The organism is Streptomyces rectiviolaceus (genome assembly GCF_039533825.1).
GTDB lineage: Bacteria > Actinomycetota > Actinomycetes > Streptomycetales > Streptomycetaceae > Streptomyces > Streptomyces rectiviolaceus.
In genome coordinates, this window is sequence record NZ_BAAAUG010000115.1 from 2,479 (window position 1) to 18,994 (window position 16,516).

At 70.5% G+C, this 16,516-nt stretch carries 12 protein-coding genes and 1 pseudogene; 8 read left to right on the forward strand and 5 right to left on the reverse strand.

The window, feature by feature from the left end:
* Positions 1-580: cellulose-binding protein (locus tag ABD378_RS28980; RefSeq protein ID WP_344525430.1), on the forward strand; the 580-nt coding region annotated here is incomplete at its 5' end.
* A 94-nt stretch (positions 581-674) separates the two neighbouring features.
* On the opposite strand, the gene ABD378_RS28985 is transcribed toward ABD378_RS28980, so the two are convergent.
* The 3 genes from ABD378_RS28985 to ABD378_RS28995 form a co-directional block, all read right to left on the reverse strand.
* The gene (locus ABD378_RS28985) at positions 675-2,291 is read right to left on the reverse strand and encodes a sodium/solute symporter (RefSeq protein WP_344525432.1); all 1,617 of its coding nucleotides are present in this window, start codon (positions 2,289-2,291) and stop codon (positions 675-677) included.
* Positions 2,288-2,806: a DUF485 domain-containing protein gene (locus tag ABD378_RS28990; protein WP_344525434.1), complete on the reverse strand. Its 519-nt coding sequence runs from the start codon at positions 2,804-2,806 to the stop codon at positions 2,288-2,290. The genes ABD378_RS28985 and ABD378_RS28990 overlap by 4 nt, the downstream gene beginning before the upstream one ends.
* Before the next feature lie 122 nt (positions 2,807-2,928).
* Positions 2,929-4,587: an MFS transporter gene (locus ABD378_RS28995; RefSeq protein WP_344525436.1), complete on the reverse strand. Its 1,659-nt coding sequence runs from the start codon at positions 4,585-4,587 to the stop codon at positions 2,929-2,931.
* 427 nt (positions 4,588-5,014) lie between these two features.
* Here ABD378_RS28995 and ABD378_RS29000 point away from each other — a divergent pair, with 427 nt between their 5' ends.
* From ABD378_RS29000 to mfd, 3 genes are all read left to right on the forward strand, one after another.
* Positions 5,015-5,803 (forward strand): ABC transporter ATP-binding protein, encoded by a 789-nt coding sequence (locus ABD378_RS29000; RefSeq protein WP_344525439.1) that lies wholly within the window; start codon positions 5,015-5,017, stop codon positions 5,801-5,803.
* Positions 5,800-8,385, forward strand: a complete 2,586-nt coding sequence (locus ABD378_RS29005; protein WP_344525441.1) for an ABC transporter permease — start codon at positions 5,800-5,802, stop codon at positions 8,383-8,385. The genes ABD378_RS29000 and ABD378_RS29005 overlap by 4 nt, the downstream gene beginning before the upstream one ends.
* Positions 8,386-8,616: 231 nt before the next feature.
* Entirely contained in the window at positions 8,617-12,189 is a 3,573-nt protein-coding gene (gene mfd / locus ABD378_RS29010; RefSeq protein ID WP_344525443.1) for a transcription-repair coupling factor, read from the forward strand.
* 16 nt (positions 12,190-12,205) lie between these two features.
* On the opposite strand, the gene ABD378_RS29015 is transcribed toward mfd, so the two are convergent.
* Complete coding sequence (locus tag ABD378_RS29015; RefSeq protein ID WP_344525445.1) at positions 12,206-12,631, reverse strand: nuclear transport factor 2 family protein; 426 nt, start codon at positions 12,629-12,631, stop codon at positions 12,206-12,208.
* A gap of 167 nt (positions 12,632-12,798) precedes the next feature.
* Between ABD378_RS29015 and ABD378_RS29020 the strand changes: the two genes are divergently transcribed.
* The 3 genes from ABD378_RS29020 to ABD378_RS29030 all read left to right on the forward strand — a co-directional run bounded on the left by ABD378_RS29020 (position 12,799) and on the right by ABD378_RS29030 (position 15,050).
* On the forward strand, positions 12,799-13,488 hold the full coding sequence (locus ABD378_RS29020; RefSeq protein WP_344525447.1) for an MOSC domain-containing protein: 690 nt from the start codon (positions 12,799-12,801) through the stop codon (positions 13,486-13,488).
* The gene (locus ABD378_RS29025) at positions 13,485-14,213 is read left to right on the forward strand and encodes an HNH endonuclease family protein (RefSeq protein WP_386544814.1); all 729 of its coding nucleotides are present in this window, start codon (positions 13,485-13,487) and stop codon (positions 14,211-14,213) included. Before ABD378_RS29020 ends, ABD378_RS29025 begins: the two co-directional genes overlap by 4 nt.
* A gap of 93 nt (positions 14,214-14,306) precedes the next feature.
* Positions 14,307-15,050, forward strand: a complete 744-nt coding sequence (locus ABD378_RS29030; protein WP_344525449.1) for an N-acetyltransferase — start codon at positions 14,307-14,309, stop codon at positions 15,048-15,050.
* Between the two features lie 34 nt (positions 15,051-15,084).
* Here ABD378_RS29030 and ABD378_RS29035 read toward each other — a convergent pair whose 3' ends face one another.
* Positions 15,085-15,870, reverse strand: a complete 786-nt coding sequence (locus ABD378_RS29035) for a hypothetical protein (RefSeq protein WP_344525451.1) — start codon at positions 15,868-15,870, stop codon at positions 15,085-15,087.
* A 195-nt stretch (positions 15,871-16,065) separates the two neighbouring features.
* On the opposite strand from ABD378_RS29035, the pseudogene ABD378_RS29040 reads away from it, so the two are divergent.
* A pseudogene (locus tag ABD378_RS29040) lies at positions 16,066-16,516 on the forward strand (SAM-dependent methyltransferase); the annotation flags it as partial.

The following is a 16,516-nucleotide window of genomic DNA, read 5'->3' on the forward strand; positions in this document are numbered from 1 at the left end:
GCGCGTGACGGCGGTGGCGGACGCGGAGGCGCGGGAGGGCGGCGAGGCGGCTCGTGCGTACGCCGTCGAGCTGCTCGGCGAGGGCGAGGAGCGGGCCCGGCAGCGGTTGCTCGCCTGCCGGGCGACCGCGGACGAGTCGCGGATCGCGGCCCGCCGTGACGTGAAGGAGTGGCGGGGCGAGGCTCTTGCCGCGCTGCGGGAGACGCGGCAGCGCAGTGCCGCGCTCCTGGATGAGCAGGAGAAGGAGCACGCCGAGCGCTGGGAGGCCGCCGAGCGGGAGATCGCCCTGCGGGAGGCCGAGGCGCAGGCTCACGAGGCTTCGCTCGTGGCCGCCGCGGAGGCCCGCCTCTCCGAGGCGAAGCGGGCCTTCACCGAGGCGGAGGAGTCCGCCAGGCACGGGCAGGAGGACGCCGAGGCGCGGGGTGCGGAGCTTGTCGCTGCCGCGGGGGTGCGGGAGGAAGGGATCGCCCGGGAGACCGAGCGGATGCTGCGGGAGCACGGGGAGGAGTGGGACGAGATTCGGGCGCACATGGAGCATGTGCGGAGCAGTCTCGCTGCGCTGACCGGGCGGGTGTCCTAGACCGCCGCTTCGCGGCGGATTTTTCCCGCCCACCCACCCGTTTGCCCCGCGTCGAGTTCCCCCTGGGAGGGGCCGTCGATTGCCCCGGCGAGTTTTACCTCCTCGTCACCCCCGCCAGGATCCAGCCCTCCACCGCCTCGTACCGCTTGCGCTGTTCCTCCGACTCCCGTGGGCCCGATGACACCGTGCCGAGCCAGCCCAGGAGGAAGCCGAGCGGGATGGAAGCCAGGCCCGTGGTGGTGAACGGGAACCAGTTGAAGTCGTGGTTCGGGAACGCCGAAGTGGGGGCGCCCGAGACCAGGTTGGTGCCCGTCATGAGGATGACGGAGCCCAGGGTGCCGCCGATCAGGGTCCACAGGAGGCCCCTGCGGGTGTAGCGGCGCCAGAAGAGGCTGTAGACCAGTGCCGGGGCGAGGGCCGATGCGCCCAGGCAGAACGACAGCGTCACCAGCGGTTGCAGGTTGTGGTGCTGGACCATGACGGCGAGGGCGATTGCCAGGCCTCCTATGGCGAGCGCCGAGACGCGGGCCAGTGTCATCTCCCGGCGCGGGGTGAGTCCGCTGCGCAGATGCGCGAAGACGTCGTGTGCCAGGGAGTTGGCGCAGGCCAGGATCATTCCGGCGACCGAGGCGAGCAGGGTCAGGAAGATCGCTGTGGTGACGGTCGTGAAGATGAGGGTCTCCGCCGTCGAAGCGTTCACGCCGAACACCGCCTTGGAGCCGAGGAGATACGCGGTGTTGCCCTGCGGGTCCGCCTTCGCGATGGCCGCCCGCCCGAGCATCGCCGTCGCGCCGAAGCCGACGATCGCGATGATGACGACGAAGAGCGCCACCGACGACACCGCCCATGACAGCGAGCGGCGCACCTCGCGGGCACTGCGCGCCGTGTACATGCGCATCGTGACGTGCGGCAGGCATGCGCCGCCTAGCACCACCGTGAGCTCCGAACTGATCATGTCCAGGCGGGGGTTGGGGCCGCCCTGGAACTGCAGTCCGGACTGGAGGAAGGCCGGGCCGACCCCGCTGCCCTTCTGGGCGGCGGCGAGCAAGGCGCCCAGGTCCCAGTCGAAGCGGCGCAGGATCAGGGCGGCGATGACCACTCCGGAGCCGAGCAGGATCACGATCTTCAGGATCTGGATGAGGGCGGTGCCCTTCATGCCGCCGATCGCCGCGTAACTGATCATGAGTGCGCCGAGTGCGATGACGCATCCCGTCTTCACGCCCTCGCCGGAGAACCCGAGGATGAAGGAGAGCAGGTCGCCCGCGCCCGCCAGTTGCACCAGCATCAGCGGAAGGAGCGCGGTCAGCGTCGCCGCGCACGCGGTGATGCGTACGGCGCGGCCCGGCATCCGGCGGGCAAGGACGTCGCCCATGGTGAACTGGCCCGCGTTGCGCAGGGGTTCGGCGAGCAGGAACATCAGCAGCATCAGGGACAGGGCGGTGCTGAGGGCCAGGACGACCCCGTCGTACCCGACGAGCGCGATCACTCCGCCGGTGCCGAGCACGGTCGCCGCCGAGATGTAGTCGCCCGCGATGGCCAGGCCGTTGCGCATCGGCGAGAGGGCGCCGTAGCCGGTGTAGAACTCGCCGAGGTTGTCGCGGTCGGGGCCCGTCAGTACGCACAGGAGCAGCGTGAGGGTGACGACGGCGGTGAACGCCACCAGGGACATGGCCTCTGCCGTGTCGGCGGCAAGCGTGATGTCGGAGGTCATCGGTTGGCCTCCAACTCCGCCAGTTTGCGCAGCCGTTCGGCCAGCGGGTCGACCCTGCGGCGGGCCGTGAACTCGTACAGCGCTATGGCGATGAGGGTGACGGGCACCTGGCACAGGCCGAGCAGCAGTCCGGTGGAGAGCCCGCCGGTGACCGTGCCCGTCATCAGGGACGGGGCGAACGCGGAGAGGATCAGGAAGAGCGTGAAGTAGCCGAGCGCGGTGAGGGTGGCGACGCGGCGCTGCCAGCGGTAGGCGCTGCGCAGGTGGCGCAGGTCGCTGTGGCGGCCGAGTGCGGGGTGGCGGGGGAGTCTTGGGGGCGGTGGGGGTGGTGGCGGTGCGACGGGCTGCCAGGGGTAGGTGGGGTAGGAGGGGGAGGAGTCGTACGGAGGGAGGTGGGGGTGGTAGGCGTGATGCGGGTGTTGGGGGTATTGGGGCTGCTGGGGTTGAGGGGGCTGAGAGGGGTGATGGGGGCGGTGCGGGCCTTGGGGGCCTTGGGGGTGGTGAGGGTAGGGCATCCCGGTTCTCCTTGCGCGGCGTCGGTCCGGTGCGGGACCGCAGGGAGCGAGAGGTGAGAATCGAGCACGTTACTTGTAAGTAGTAGAGCCGCGAAGGGTTTTGCACATACTGGTTGGTCGGTCTATTCGGCCGGTCTATTCATGTGCCCCTCGTGTGGCGTCAGTTCGGTGTTCTCCCTGCTCTCCAGGGCTCCCACCTCCCCGTTTTCCGGGGCCTCCGCCCCGATTACCGGAAACCGCCGAGGGGCGAGGAACACCAGGACGAGGAGTGCGATCACCGCCGCGCACCCCGCACCCACGTACACCGTGTCGACCGCCGAGTCGACCGCGCGGCGCAGCCGTTCGGGGTCGGCGATCGAGTTCGGATCCTCAAGGGCGTGGGCCACCGCGTCCAGGGAGCCCGCCCCGCCGAGCCGCGAGGTGAGGACCGAGTTGGCGACCGCGCCGAAGAGTGCGGCGCCGAGCGTCTGGCCTATCTGGCGGCAGAAGAGGACGGACGCCGTGGCCGTGCCGCGCTCGGACCAGCCGACGGTGGACTGCACCCCGACGATCAGCGGCAGCTGGAAGAGGCCGAGTGCCGCGCCGAGAAGCAGCATGATCAGCGCCGGCTGCCAGGCCTGCCCCGGGTAGGGCAGGAAGGGGAACGCGAAGAGGAAGAGCGCGGCGCCGCCGATGCCGATGAGCGCCGTGTCGCGAAAGCCCAGCCTGCGGTAGACGTGCTGGCTCAGGGCGGCGGAGACCGGCCAGCTCAGGGTCATGACGGAGAGCACGAACCCGGCGGCGATCGGCGCGAGGCCGAGCACGGACTGGGCGTACGTCGGCAGGAAGACCGTGGGCGCGACCATCAGGAGGCCGAGGGCGCCCAGGGCGAGGTTGACGGCCGCGATGGTGCGCCGGCGCCAGACCCAGCCGGGGATGATCGGCTCCGCCGCGCGCCGCTCGGTGACCAGGACGGCGGCGCCGAGCACCAGCGCGCCCGCGAACAGCGCGAACGAGGGCGCGGACAGCCAGCCCCAGGCGACGCCGCCCTGCACGAGCGCGGTGAGCAGGACGCCGCCGCAGGCGAAGACGGCGAGCGCGCCCGCCCAGTCGGTGCGCCCGCGGGTGGCCTGCTCGCGCTCCGGCTCGTGGAGGTGGCGCACGATCAGCCAGAGGGCCACCGCCCCGATGGGCAGGTTGATCAGGAAGATCCAGCGCCAGTCGGCGTACGCGGCGATCAGTCCGCCGAGTGCCGGGCCCGCGATCGACGACGCCGCCCACACGGTGGACAACTTGGCCTGGATCTTGGGGCGTTCCTTGAGGGGATAGAGGTCGGCGGCGAGTGTCTGGACCGTCCCCTGGAGCGCGCCGCCGCCCAGGCCCTGGACGACACGGAAGGCGATGAGGGCACCCATGTTCCAGGCCACGGCGCACAGGGCCGAGCCGATCAGGAAGAGGATGCTGCCCGCGATGAGGACGGGCTTGCGGCCGAAGGTGTCGGAGAGCTTGCCGTAGATGGGCAGGGTGACGGTGACGGCGAGCAGATAGCCGGAGAAGAGCCAGGAGAAGACGGAGAAGCCGCCGAGGTCGCCGACGATCTGCGGGATGGCGGTCGAGACGATCGTGGCGTCCAGGGCGGCGAGCGCCATGGCGAGCATGAGGGCGGCGACGACGGGGCCGCGCCGCCCTCTGCCGTCCGTGCCGGAACGTATGCCGTCCGTGCCCGAACGTACGCCGTCCGCACCCGAATCCGCCGCGCCGCTCGCTCCGTCCGTGCCCACCGAGATTCCTTCCCCCTGCATCTATTTGCTCCGGGCCACCATCTCACCCGATGCGCGTCCGGGGCAGGGGTGGAGAACATCCCGGCAGGTGGGCCGGGGTGAGCTCGGCGGGAGGGTGGAGGGACCCCGAGAACGGCTCCACCGGCGGGTGGAGATTCCCTAGGGGATCCTCCGTACTACGGACCGGGGAGCGTTCGTACTGCCGGAGGACGAGAAGGCCCCGGCCGCTTCTTAGATTGGCTTTATGCCGACGGGCGGGACGCCGACGGGACGGGCCGGGACGGCACTCGGGTCGGACCAGCCACACCTTCGGGGGTGGGGTTTTCCCCCGCAAAAGACTGCGCTGGGCACCAGCGCGCCGGGGCCGTCGGACGACCAGACTCTTTATGCGTAGCGAACACGCCTGAGTACACATGACTCACCGCGTAACCGACTTAGGAGACTTACCGTGACATCGGCTGTAACCATTCCCAGGCACGGGGGCACTGGAGGGCGTACGGCCGTGGTGGCACGGGCGCGCCAGGTCGTGAAGGCGTACGGATCCGGGGAGACCCGGGTCGTCGCGCTCGACGAGATCGACGTGGACATCGCCCGCGGGCAGTTCACCGCGATCATGGGCCCCTCCGGCTCCGGCAAATCGACCCTCATGCACTGCCTCGCGGGCCTCGACACCGTCTCGTCCGGGCAGATCTACCTCGACGAGACCGAGATCACCGGCCTGAAGGACAAGAAGCTCACGCAGCTGCGCCGGGACCGGATCGGCTTCATCTTCCAGGCGTTCAACCTCCTGCCGACGCTGAACGCCATCGAGAACATCACGCTCCCGATGGACATCGCGGGCCGCAAGCCCGACCGCGCCTGGCTGGACCAGGTCGTGGAGACCGTCGGCCTCGCGGGCCGCCTCAAGCACCGCCCGACCGAGCTCTCCGGCGGCCAGCAGCAGCGCGTCGCCGTGGCCCGCGCCCTTGCCGCGCGCCCCGAGATCATCTTCGGTGACGAGCCGACCGGAAACCTCGACTCCCGTGCGGGGGCCGAGGTGCTGGGCTTCCTGCGCAAGTCGGTGACCGAGCTCGGCCAGACCATCGTGATGGTCACGCACGACCCGGTGGCGGCCTCGTACGCGGACCGGGTGCTGTACCTCGCGGACGGCCGGATCGTCGACGAGATGTACTCGCCGACCGCCGAGACCGTCCTTGACCGCATGAAGGACTTCGACGCGCGGGGGCGTACGTCATGACCGTCCTCAAGACCTCGATGCGCAACTTCTTCGCGCACAAGGGCCGTATGGCGCTCTCCGCCGTGGCCGTGGTCCTGTCGGTGGCGTTCGTCTGCGGCACGCTCGTCTTCTCCGACACGATGAACACGACGTTCGACAAGCTCTTCGCCGCGACGTCCGCCGATGTCACCGTCACGAACAAGGCGGCGAAGGACTCGGGGGAGACCCCCGAGAGCGGCAGGCCCGAGTCGATACCCGCCTCGGTCGTCGGTCAGGCGAAGAAGGCGGACGGCGTGAAGTCCGCGGAGGGCGCGGTCAGCAGCACCGCCGTCACCGTCGTCAACTCCGAGAAGAAGAACGTCGGACCCACCGGCGGCGGCCCGACCATCGCCGGCAACTGGACGCACAACGACCTGCGTTCGATGGACATCACCTCCGGGCACGCCCCGCGCGGTCCCACCGACGTGATGGTCGACGCCGACACCGCCGAGAAGCACCACCTCAAGATCGGTGACGAGCTGCGCACCATCGCCGTCGCCGGCGACCACTCCGCCAAGATCTCGGGGATCGCCACCTTCAAGGTGACCAACCCCGGTGCCGCGATCGTCTACTTCGACACCGCGACAGCGCAGCGCGAACTCCTCGGCTCCACCGGCAAGTTCACGCACGTCAACGTGAGCGCCGCCGCCGGTGTCAGTGACACGGTGCTCAAGCGGAACGTCACCGCGACCATGGGCGCGGACGCCTCCGCGTACAAGGTCAAGACGCAGGAGGAGACTTCGGACGACAGCCGCAAGAGCGTCAGCGGCTTCCTGGACGTCATGAAGTACGCGATGCTCGGCTTCGCCGGGATCGCCTTCCTCGTCGGCATCTTCCTCATCATCAACACCTTCTCGATGCTGGTCGCCCAGCGCACCCGCGAGATCGGCCTGATGCGTGCCATCGGATCGAGCCGCAAGCAGGTCAACCGCTCCGTGCTCGTCGAGGCGTTGCTTCTCGGTGTCTTCGGCTCGATCCTGGGGGTCGGCGCGGGCGTCGGGCTCGCCGTCGGCCTGATGCAGCTCATGTCCGGCATGGGCATGGAACTGTCCACCCAGGACCTCACGGTGAAGTGGACGACCCCCGTGGTGGGCATGGTCCTCGGCATCGTCGTCACCGTCCTGGCCGCCTACCTCCCCGCGCGGCGCGCCGCCAAGGTCTCCCCGATGGCAGCGCTGCGCGACGCCGGAACTCCGGCCGACGGCAGGGCGAGCGCCCTGCGCGCGGTCATCGGCCTGGTCCTCACCGGCGCCGGAGTCTTCGGCCTCTACACCGCGTCCCAGGCGGACAAGGCGAGCGAGGGCTCGCTCTTCCTCGGCGGCGGCGTGGTCCTGACCCTCATCGGCTTCGTCGTCATCGGCCCGGTCCTCGCCAACGGCGTGGTCCGCGTCATCAGCGCCGTACTGCTGCGGTGGTTCGGCCCCGTGGGGCGGATGGCCGAGCGCAACGCCCTGCGCAACCCGCGCCGCACCGGCGCCACCGGCGCGGCCCTGATGATCGGCCTCGCCCTGGTCGCCTGCCTCTCGGTGGTCGGCTCCTCGATGGTCGCATCCGCCACGGACCAGCTCGACAAGTCGGTCGGCGCGGACTTCATCATCCAGTCCGACACCGGCCAGGCGATCACCCCGAAGGCCGCGAAGTCCCTGGAGAAGGCCGACCACATCGCCCACATCACCCACTACAAGGACATCAAGGCGGACCTGACGGCCCCCGACGGCAAGACCGCGAAGGAGGTCGGCCTGAGCGCCGCCGACGCGACGTACGCGCAGGACCTGCGCAGCGAGACCGTCGCCGGCAAGCTCGCCGACGCCTACAAGCCGGACTCCATGTCGGTCGGCGAGGACTTCGCCAAGGATCACGGCATCGCCGTCGGCGACAAGGTGAAGCTCGCCTTCGACCACGGCAGGACGGGCGAGCTGACCGTCCGGGCCATCACGTCGGGCGACACCTCGATCGACTCGGGTGCGATGTACGTGAACATCGAGACCGCCGCGAAGTACGTGCCCGCCGACCGGATGCCGCCGAACGAGATCATGTTCGCCAAGGCGGAGAAGGGCCAGCAGGACGCGGCGTACACGTCGCTGAAGGCGGCCATGTCCGACTACCCGCAGTACAAGGTCATGGACCAGACCGACTTCAAGCAGACGCTGAAGGACCAGGTCGGCCAGATGCTGAACATGGTCTACGGCCTGCTCGGTCTCGCGATCATCGTCGCGATCCTGGGCGTGGTGAACACCCTCGCCCTCTCGGTGGTCGAGCGCACCCGTGAGATCGGCCTGATGCGGGCCATCGGCCTCTCGCGCCGCCAGATGCGCCGCATGATCCGCCTGGAGTCGGTGGTCATCGCCCTCTTCGGCGCGCTGCTCGGCCTCGGGCTCGGCATGGGCTGGGGGGCGACGGCCCAGAAGCTTCTGGCCCTGGAGGGCCTGAAGGTCCTGGAGATCCCCTGGCCGACGATCATCACCGTCTTCATCGGCTCGGCGTTCGTGGGCCTGTTCGCCGCGTTGGTTCCCGCCTTCAGGGCGGGCCGGATGAACGTCCTGAACGCCATCGCCACCGAATAGCTCCCGCCACGGGGGTGTGGGAGACGGCCCCGGCCGGCGCGACGAGCGCCCGCCGGGGCCGGCTGCCGTCCCCAGGGGTTCCGGACCGGCTGGATCTTGCCACCTGGCCTCGGACGGACAGCGCCTGTCACTCCGGAGTCGTACGCTGGAGACCCCCGGCCCGTACGACGTGCCGGGCGGTTCGCGTTGCCCCCGCGCGCCCCCGAACCTGGACGGAAAGCGAAAGCCCACATGAGCCTGCACGGTCTGCTCGACGCTGTCGTCAAGGACTCCGCACTCGCCGAAGCGGTCAAAGCCGGCAAGGACGGCAACCGCCCGCACGTAGACCTGGTCGGTCCGCCCGCCGCTCGCCCCTTCGCGGTCGCCGCTCTCGCCCGCGAGACGAACCGCACCGTCCTCGCCGTGACGGCGACCGGACGCGAGGCCGAGGACCTGGCGGCCGCCCTGCGCACGATCCTCCCGCCGGACGGAGTCGTCGAGTACCCCTCCTGGGAGACCCTCCCGCACGAGCGCCTCTCGCCCCGCTCCGACACCGTCGGCCGCCGCCTCGCGGTCCTGCGCCGCCTGGCGCACCCGCGCCCCGACGACCCCGAGACGGGCCCCGTCTCCGTCATCGTCGCCCCCGTGCGCTCGGTCCTCCAGCCGCAGGTCAAGGGCCTGGGCGACCTGGAGCCCGTCGCCCTGCGGACCGGCGAGTCCACGGACCTGAACGAGACCGTGGAAGCCCTCGCGGCAGCCGCGTACTCCCGTGTGGAGCTGGTCGAGAAGCGCGGCGAGTTCGCCGTGCGCGGCGGCATCCTGGACGTCTTCCCGCCGACCGAGGAGCACCCCCTCCGCGTCGAGTTCTGGGGCGACGACGTCGAGGAGATCCGCTACTTCAAGGTCGCCGACCAGCGCTCCCTCGAGGTCGCCGAGCACGGCCTGTGGGCCCCGCCCTGCCGCGAGCTGCTCCTCACGGATGACGTGCGCGAGAGGGCGGCAGCCCTGGCCGAGGCCCACCCCGAGCTGGGCGAACTGCTCGGCAAGATCGCCGAGGGCATCGCCGTCGAGGGCATGGAGTCCCTCGCGCCCGTCCTGGTCGACGACATGGAGCTGCTGCTCGACGTCCTGCCGCGGGACAGCATGGCCGTGGTCTGCGACCCCGAGCGCGTGCGCACCCGCGCGGCCGACCTGGTGGCGACCTCGCAGGAGTTCCTCCAGGCGTCCTGGGCCGCCACGGCGGGCGGCGGCGAAGCCCCCATCGACGTGGACGCCGCCTCGCTCTGGGGCATCGCGGACATCCGCGACCACGCCCGTGACCTGGGCATGATGTGGTGGTCCGTCTCGCCCTTCGCCGCCGACGAAGACCTCACAGCGACATTTGCCGCTGACGCGGCGGGCGACACCCTCAAGCTCGGCATGCACGCCACCGAGACCTACCGCGGCGACACCGCGAAGGCGCTCGCCGACACCAAGGGCTGGCTCGCCGACGGCTGGCGCGTCGTGTACGTCACCGAGGCGCACGGCCCCGCCGCCCGCACCGTCGAGGTCCTGGGCGGCGAGGGCATCGCGGCCCGCCTCGCTGTGCTTGATTCAAGGACGGGGGAGCTCGGCGAGCTCACGCCCTCGGTCGTGCACGTCTCCTGCGGCTCGATCGACTACGGCTTCCTGGACCCGGCACTCAAGCTCGCGGTCCTCACCGAGACCGACCTCTCCGGACAGAAGGCGGCCGGCAAGGACGGCCAGCGGATGCCCGCGCGCCGCAGGAAGACGATCGACCCGCTGACCCTGGAGGCCGGCGACTACATCGTCCACGAGCAGCACGGCGTCGGCCGCTACATCGAGATGGTGCAGCGCACGGTCCAGGGCGCGACCCGCGAGTACCTGGTCGTCGAGTACGCCCCCGCCAAGCGCGGCCAGCCCGGCGACCGCCTCTACATCCCCACCGACCAGCTGGAGCAGATCACCAAGTACGTCGGCGGCGAGGCCCCCACGCTGCACCGCCTGGGCGGCGCCGACTGGACGAAGACGAAGGCGCGCGCGAAGAAGGCGGTCAAGGAGATCGCTGCCGACCTCATCAAGCTCTACAGCGCCCGCATGGCGGCCCCCGGCCACGCCTTCGGCGCCGACACCCCCTGGCAGCGCGAGCTGGAGGACGCCTTCCCGTACGTGGAGACGCCCGACCAGCTCACCACCATCGCCGAGGTCAAGGACGACATGGAGAAGACGGTCCCGATGGACCGCCTGATCTGCGGCGACGTCGGCTACGGCAAGACGGAGATCGCCGTCCGCGCCGCCTTCAAGGCCGTCCAGGACGGCAAACAGGTCGCGGTCCTCGTCCCGACCACGCTCCTGGTGCAGCAGCACTTCGGTACGTTCTCCGAGCGCTACTCCCAATTCCCCGTCAAGGTACGGGCGTTGAGTCGCTTCCAGACGGACACGGAGTCCAAGGCGACCCTGGAGGGTCTGCGCGACGGCTCGGTCGACATCGTGATCGGCACACACCGCCTCTTCTCCTCCGAGACGAAGTTCAAGGACCTCGGCCTGGTCGTCGTCGACGAGGAGCAGCGCTTCGGCGTCGAGCACAAGGAGCAGCTGAAGAAGCTGCGGGCCAACGTCGACGTGCTGACCATGTCGGCCACCCCCATTCCCCGTACGCTCGAGATGGCCGTGACCGGCATCCGCGAGATGTCGACGATCACCACGCCCCCCGAGGAGCGCCACCCGGTCCTGACCTTCGTCGGCCCGTACGAGGAGAAGCAGATCGGCGCGGCCATCCGCCGTGAACTGCTCCGCGAGGGCCAGGTCTTCTACATCCACAACCGGGTCGAGTCCATCGACCGCGCGACGGCCCGCCTGCGGGACATCGTCCCCGAGGCCCGCATCGCCACCGCGCACGGCCAGATGTCCGAACAGGCCCTGGAGCAAGTGGTGGTGGACTTCTGGGAGAAGAAGTTCGACGTGCTCGTCTCGACGACGATCGTCGAATCGGGCATCGACATCTCCAACGCCAACACGCTGATCGTCGAGCGCGGCGACAACTTCGGTCTCTCGCAGCTCCACCAGCTGCGAGGGCGCGTGGGCCGAGGCCGCGAGCGCGGCTACTCCTACTTCCTCTACCCGCCGGAGAAGCCGCTGACGGAGACCGCCCACGAGCGGCTCGCGACCATCGCCCAGCACACGGAGATGGGCGCGGGCATGTACGTGGCGATGAAGGACCTGGAGATCCGGGGCGCGGGCAACCTCCTGGGCGGTGAACAGTCAGGGCACATCGCGGGCGTCGGCTTCGACCTCTACGTACGCATGGTGGGCGAGGCGGTGGCCGACTACCGCGCGTCCCTGGAGGGCGGCGTGGAGGAGGAGCCGCCGCTGGAGGTCAAGGTCGAGCTGCCGGTCGACGCGCACGTCCCGCACGACTACGCCCCCGGCGAGCGCCTGCGCCTTGCGGCCTACCGCTCGATCGCCTCCGCGAGCAGCGAGGAGGACGTCAAGGCGGTACGCGAGGAACTCACCGACCGCTACGGCAAGTTGCCCGAGCCCGTGGAGAACCTCCTCCTGGTGGCGGGCCTGCGCATGCTGGCCCGTGCGTGCTCGGTCGGCGAGATCGTGCTGCAGGGCAACAACATTCGCTTCGCCCCGGTGGAGCTGCGGGAGTCGCAGGAGCTGCGCCTGAAGCGGTTGTATCCCGGGACGGTCATCAAGGAGAACGCCCACCAGCTTCTCGTCCCGCGCCCGAAGACCGCGAAGGTAGGCGGGAAGCCGTTGATCGGCCGCGAACTCCTGGGCTGGGTGGGGGAGTTCCTCACCTCGATCGTGGGTTCGTAGGAGGCGCAGGCGATCGTCACGGGGTGCAGGCGTCGGCGATCGACCGGCTGTTCTCGTAGAGGTGGTGGCGCGAGATCCGGCCGTTCTCGACCGTCAGCCGCAGCGTGAAGGGGCCTTCGAAGGACTTTCCGGTGGCGCGCACCGTGCCCCAGAGGTGGCCGAAGATCACGGCGTCCGCGCCCTCGACGAGGATCGTGTCGACGGTGGCACCGGCCTTCTCCGGGACGGTGTGCGCGGCGAGTTCGGCGGCCTGGGCCGCGCACTCGGCGGCGGTGGACCGCGGCCGGATCCACGGCACGCCCGGGTTCTCGGCCAGCAGCCAGTCGACCTCGTCGGTGAAGAGGGCGGTGAGGCCCTCGGTGTCGCCCGTCAGCCTGCACTGCAGGAAGGCTTGGACGGCGGCGCGGGTGGCGTCTTCGGCGGTGGTCTTGGCGGTCGTCATCCGGACTCCTCGGTCGGTGTTCCTGCGGCTGCCGTTGATACTTCCGCGGGGCCGGTGGCGGGTCGATTACGCCGGAGGTAATGCAGGGAACGATATGGTCTAAACCAGTCACTCGGTACGGTGGCGGTGAGAGACGAAAGCGTGTCGGTCAGGGGAGGGGAAGTGCCGTGGGGCATGGGGACGTTGTGGGGCTCGTCCGTTTTCCGGTGAAGTCGATGCTGGGGGAGGAGCGCGAGCGGCTCGTCCTCGACGAGCGGGGCGTGGCCGGTGACCGGCTGTGGGCCCTGCGGTACGAGGACGGGAAGCTGGCGAGCGGCAAGAACTCCCGCCGGTTCCGGCGCACGCCGGGGATGCTGGAGCACACCGCCGTGTATGAGGGTGACGGCCCCGTCGTCACCACGCCGGACGGCGAGAAGCTGCGGCCCGGCGACCCCCGCGTGGCCGAACTCTTCGGTGCGGGCGTGGAGTTGGCGCGCGAGAGCGATGTGAGCCATCAGGACGCGGGCGCCGTCTCCCTCGTCGGCACCGCCTCGCTGCGTGCGCTGGGCGAGCTGCTCGGCGACTCCGACCCCGTCGACGTACGCCGTCTGCGCAAGAACATCGTGGTCGAGACCGACGAGCCGTGGGTCGAGGAGGACTGGGTCGGCCGTGAGATCGCCTTCGACGGCGGCCCGCGCCTGCGCGTCGTCGAGCGCATCGAACGCTGCGTCATGACCACCCAGGCCCAGCGCGGCCTTCCGGCCGACAGCCGCATCCTGAAGACGCTCACCGCGTCGCGCGGCATGTGCATCGGCGTGTACGCGGACGTCGTGACGCCCGGCACGCTCGCACTCGGGGCGAAGGTGACCGTCCAGTGAGCCGCCGCACCACCGGAGCCCGGGCCGCGCTGCTGCTCGCGCTCGTCGTCACGGGGTCCGTCACCGGCTGCTCGCCGCAGGACAAGGCCGGCGGCTCCTCCGGGCCCGACGCCAAGGCCGGTCCCGCGCTCGCCGCCGTCGACACGCTCACCGTCAAGGGCCGCGCCCCCAAGACCGGTTACGACCGCGACCGCTTCGGCAGTCCTTGGGCCGACACGGACTCCAACGGCTGCGGCACCCGCGACGACATACTCAAGCGCGACCTGGAGGACGTGAAGTACCGCGACGGAGGGGACTGCGAGGTCTCCTCCGGGGCGCTCTCGCCCGACCCCTACACCGGCAAGGACGTAACGTTCGTGCGCGGCCGCAGCCAGGTCGACATCGACCATCTCGTCGCCCTCTCGGACGCCTGGCAGAAGGGCGCGGGCAAGTGGGAGCCGAGCAAGCGCATCGCCTTCGCCAACGACCCGCTCAACCTCCTCGCCGTCGACGCGGGCCCCAACCGCGGCAAGGGCGACGGCGACACGGCCACGTGGCTGCCGCCGGACAAGGGCTACCGGTGCGCTTACGTGGCCCGGCAGGTGGCGGTGAAGAAGAAGTACGGGGTGTGGGTGACGGGCGCCGAGCGTGACGCCATGAAGCGGGTCCTGACGGGCTGCCCGGAGGAGAAGCTGCCGGCCGGGGGCGGCCCGACAGCGGCGCCCGGACGGTTCCACGCGCGCTGAGGCGTTGCTCGGGCGTACGGGCTCGGGCATACGGACTCGTACGTACAGAAAAATGGCTTAACAGGTGGGGCCACGCCCGCTAGCGTCCGGGGCATGGACCTGAAGATCACGACGCTGGCCGAGCGGCCCGAACTCGCCGGACCGCTCTGGGAGATGGACGACACCTGGCCGGAGTTCATCGGGAACGACCCCATCGCGTGGTCGATGATCGGGCGGATCGTCAAGGAGCTTCCCGAGTACGTCCTGGTCGCCACCGACGAGCGGGGCACGGTCGCGGCCAAGGCGTTCAGCGTGCCGTTCGCGCTGCGGGCCGCCGGGCGCGGGGAGTTGCCGGACGGCGGCTGGGACCAGGTCATGCTGTGGGCGTTCTCGGACCTGCGGCACGGCAGGAAGCCCGACACGGTGAGCGCGATCGAGATCACCGTGGCGAAGGAATTCCTCGGCCACGGTGTCTCCGCGCGGATGCTCGCCGCGATGCGCGAGAACGCACGCGCGCGTGGCTTCGCGGAAGTCGTCGCGCCGGTGCGCCCGAACGCCAAGCACCTCGAACCGGCCGCGCTGATCGACACGTACGCGCAGCGCAAGCGGGACGACGGGCTGCCCGCCGACCCGTGGCTGCGGGTGCACGTGCGGGCGGGCGGCACCATCGCGAAGGTGGCGCACGCGTCGATGACGGTGTCCGGTTCCACCGCGCAGTGGCGGGCGTGGACGGGGCTGCCGTTCGACGCGGCCGGTCCTGTCGAGGTGCCGGGCGCGCTGGTGCCGGTGCACTGCGAGCCGGAGCGCGGGTACGCGGTGTACGTGGAGCCGAATGTGTGGGTGCGGCACGTGCTGTGAGCCCGTGCCGCACGCCTCTTGAGGCTCGGCGGGTTCAGCCCGCGAGCTTGTCGATGTCCATGACGTCGCCGGTGGGCGGCGTCGCGTCGACCGGCTCGTCGAAGTCGCCGAACGCCAGGCTCTCCGGCGTCTTCGCGGTCTCGTTCACGACCTTCAGCAGATACGGCTTGCCCTCCGTCGCGACGTAGAGGGTGTACCGGTCCGTGCCGTCGCTCTCGGTCAGCGTGAGGGCCGGGGTGCCGTCGACCGTGGTCGTCCTGCCCCTGCGGGCGGCGGAGTTGACGTCCTTGAACTCGCCGAGCAGGACGTCCAGGTCGCAGAACGAGGCGATGTCCTTCGCGTCGGCGCCGGTCGCCGACGTCTTCACCCACCTGCCCGCGAGCATGTCCACGGCGGCCTGGGTGTCGGCGGCGGGCTCGCCCTTGCCCTGGGTGCGCAGGAACTTCTCGTCGTACTTCATGTAGACCGTGCTCGCGGTCGTGATCAGGTCGAGCGAGCCCTCCCCGCCCATCCCCATCGTTCCCGCGCACCGCCCCTTGGTGTCGAAGGCCATGTCCAGCTCGATGGTGCCGGTCTCGTCCGGGACGCTGCCCTTCACGGTGAGGGACGAGGCGTCGGTCGTCGCCTGCACGGCCTTGTCCACGATGTCGGGCCCGGACAGGCCGGGGAAGGGCCCCGCCGCCTTCTTGGGCTCGTCCTTGGGCTCGTCCTTCTTGGCGGTACTCGTTCCTCCGGAGCCGCCGGATTCGGTGCCGCAGGCGGTCAGCCCGACGGTCGCGGCGGCGGCCAGGCACACAGCGGCAAGAGTGGTACGTCGCATGAAGATCCCCCCACGGGATTGGAAGCGCTGCCGATATCTCAGCAGAGGCTGTGAACCGAGTCAACACGAAGTCAGGTGCACAGTTGGTTAACAGCCGTGAATCGATCGGTTCGTGGGTGGGTGGGTATGCTCGGCGCCACAGCGCCGTGGCGGGCACGCTCGCGGCGGGGGAGCGGGACCGAGGGGAGCCAGTCGGTGCGGGACAACGCGACAGAGGTGACCGCCGCCGGGATCGCCCGGCTCGCCGGCGTCGGCCGGGCGGCCGTCAGCAACTGGCGCCGCCGTCACCCCGACTTCCCCAAGCCCGTCGGCGGCACCGAGACCAGCCCCTCCTTCGCGCTCGCGGAGATCGAGGAGTGGCTGCGCACCCAGGGCAAGCTGGGCAAGCTGGGCGAGGTGCCGCTCAGGGAACGCGTCTGGCAGCACCTCGCGGGCCACCCCGCGGGCCCGGTCACCGCCCTCCTCCACGCGGGCTGCGCCCTGCTCCTCGTACGCGACCGCCACCCGGACTGGCTCAAGGTGAGCGCGGTGTCGGACGAGCGGATGGCGAAGCTGCTGCCCGGGGTGCTTGCGAGAGTGGTCGCCCCACGGTTCGACGGGGGAGCGGGGCCCGGCGGGCAGCGGGGCCCGGGTCCCGCGCCCGGAC

What these genes read in the sequence shown, in the direction of transcription:
- ABD378_RS28985 (WP_344525432.1), bottom strand. Translation starts at nt 2,291, where the DNA reads ATGACCTCCGACATCACGCTTGCCGCCGACACGGCAGAGGCCATGTCC.
- ABD378_RS28990 (WP_344525434.1), bottom strand. Translation starts at nt 2,806, where the DNA reads ATGCCCTACCCTCACCACCCCCAAGGCCCCCAAGGCCCGCACCGCCCC.
- ABD378_RS28995 (WP_344525436.1), bottom strand. Translation starts at nt 4,587, where the DNA reads ATGCAGGGGGAAGGAATCTCGGTGGGCACGGACGGAGCGAGCGGCGCG.
- ABD378_RS29005 (WP_344525441.1), top strand. Translation starts at nt 5,800, where the DNA reads ATGACCGTCCTCAAGACCTCGATGCGCAACTTCTTCGCGCACAAGGGC.
- mfd (WP_344525443.1), top strand. Translation starts at nt 8,617, where the DNA reads ATGAGCCTGCACGGTCTGCTCGACGCTGTCGTCAAGGACTCCGCACTC.
- ABD378_RS29015 (WP_344525445.1), bottom strand. Translation starts at nt 12,631, where the DNA reads ATGACGACCGCCAAGACCACCGCCGAAGACGCCACCCGCGCCGCCGTC.
- ABD378_RS29030 (WP_344525449.1), top strand. Translation starts at nt 14,307, where the DNA reads ATGGACCTGAAGATCACGACGCTGGCCGAGCGGCCCGAACTCGCCGGA.
- ABD378_RS29035 (WP_344525451.1), bottom strand. Translation starts at nt 15,870, where the DNA reads ATGCGACGTACCACTCTTGCCGCTGTGTGCCTGGCCGCCGCCGCGACC.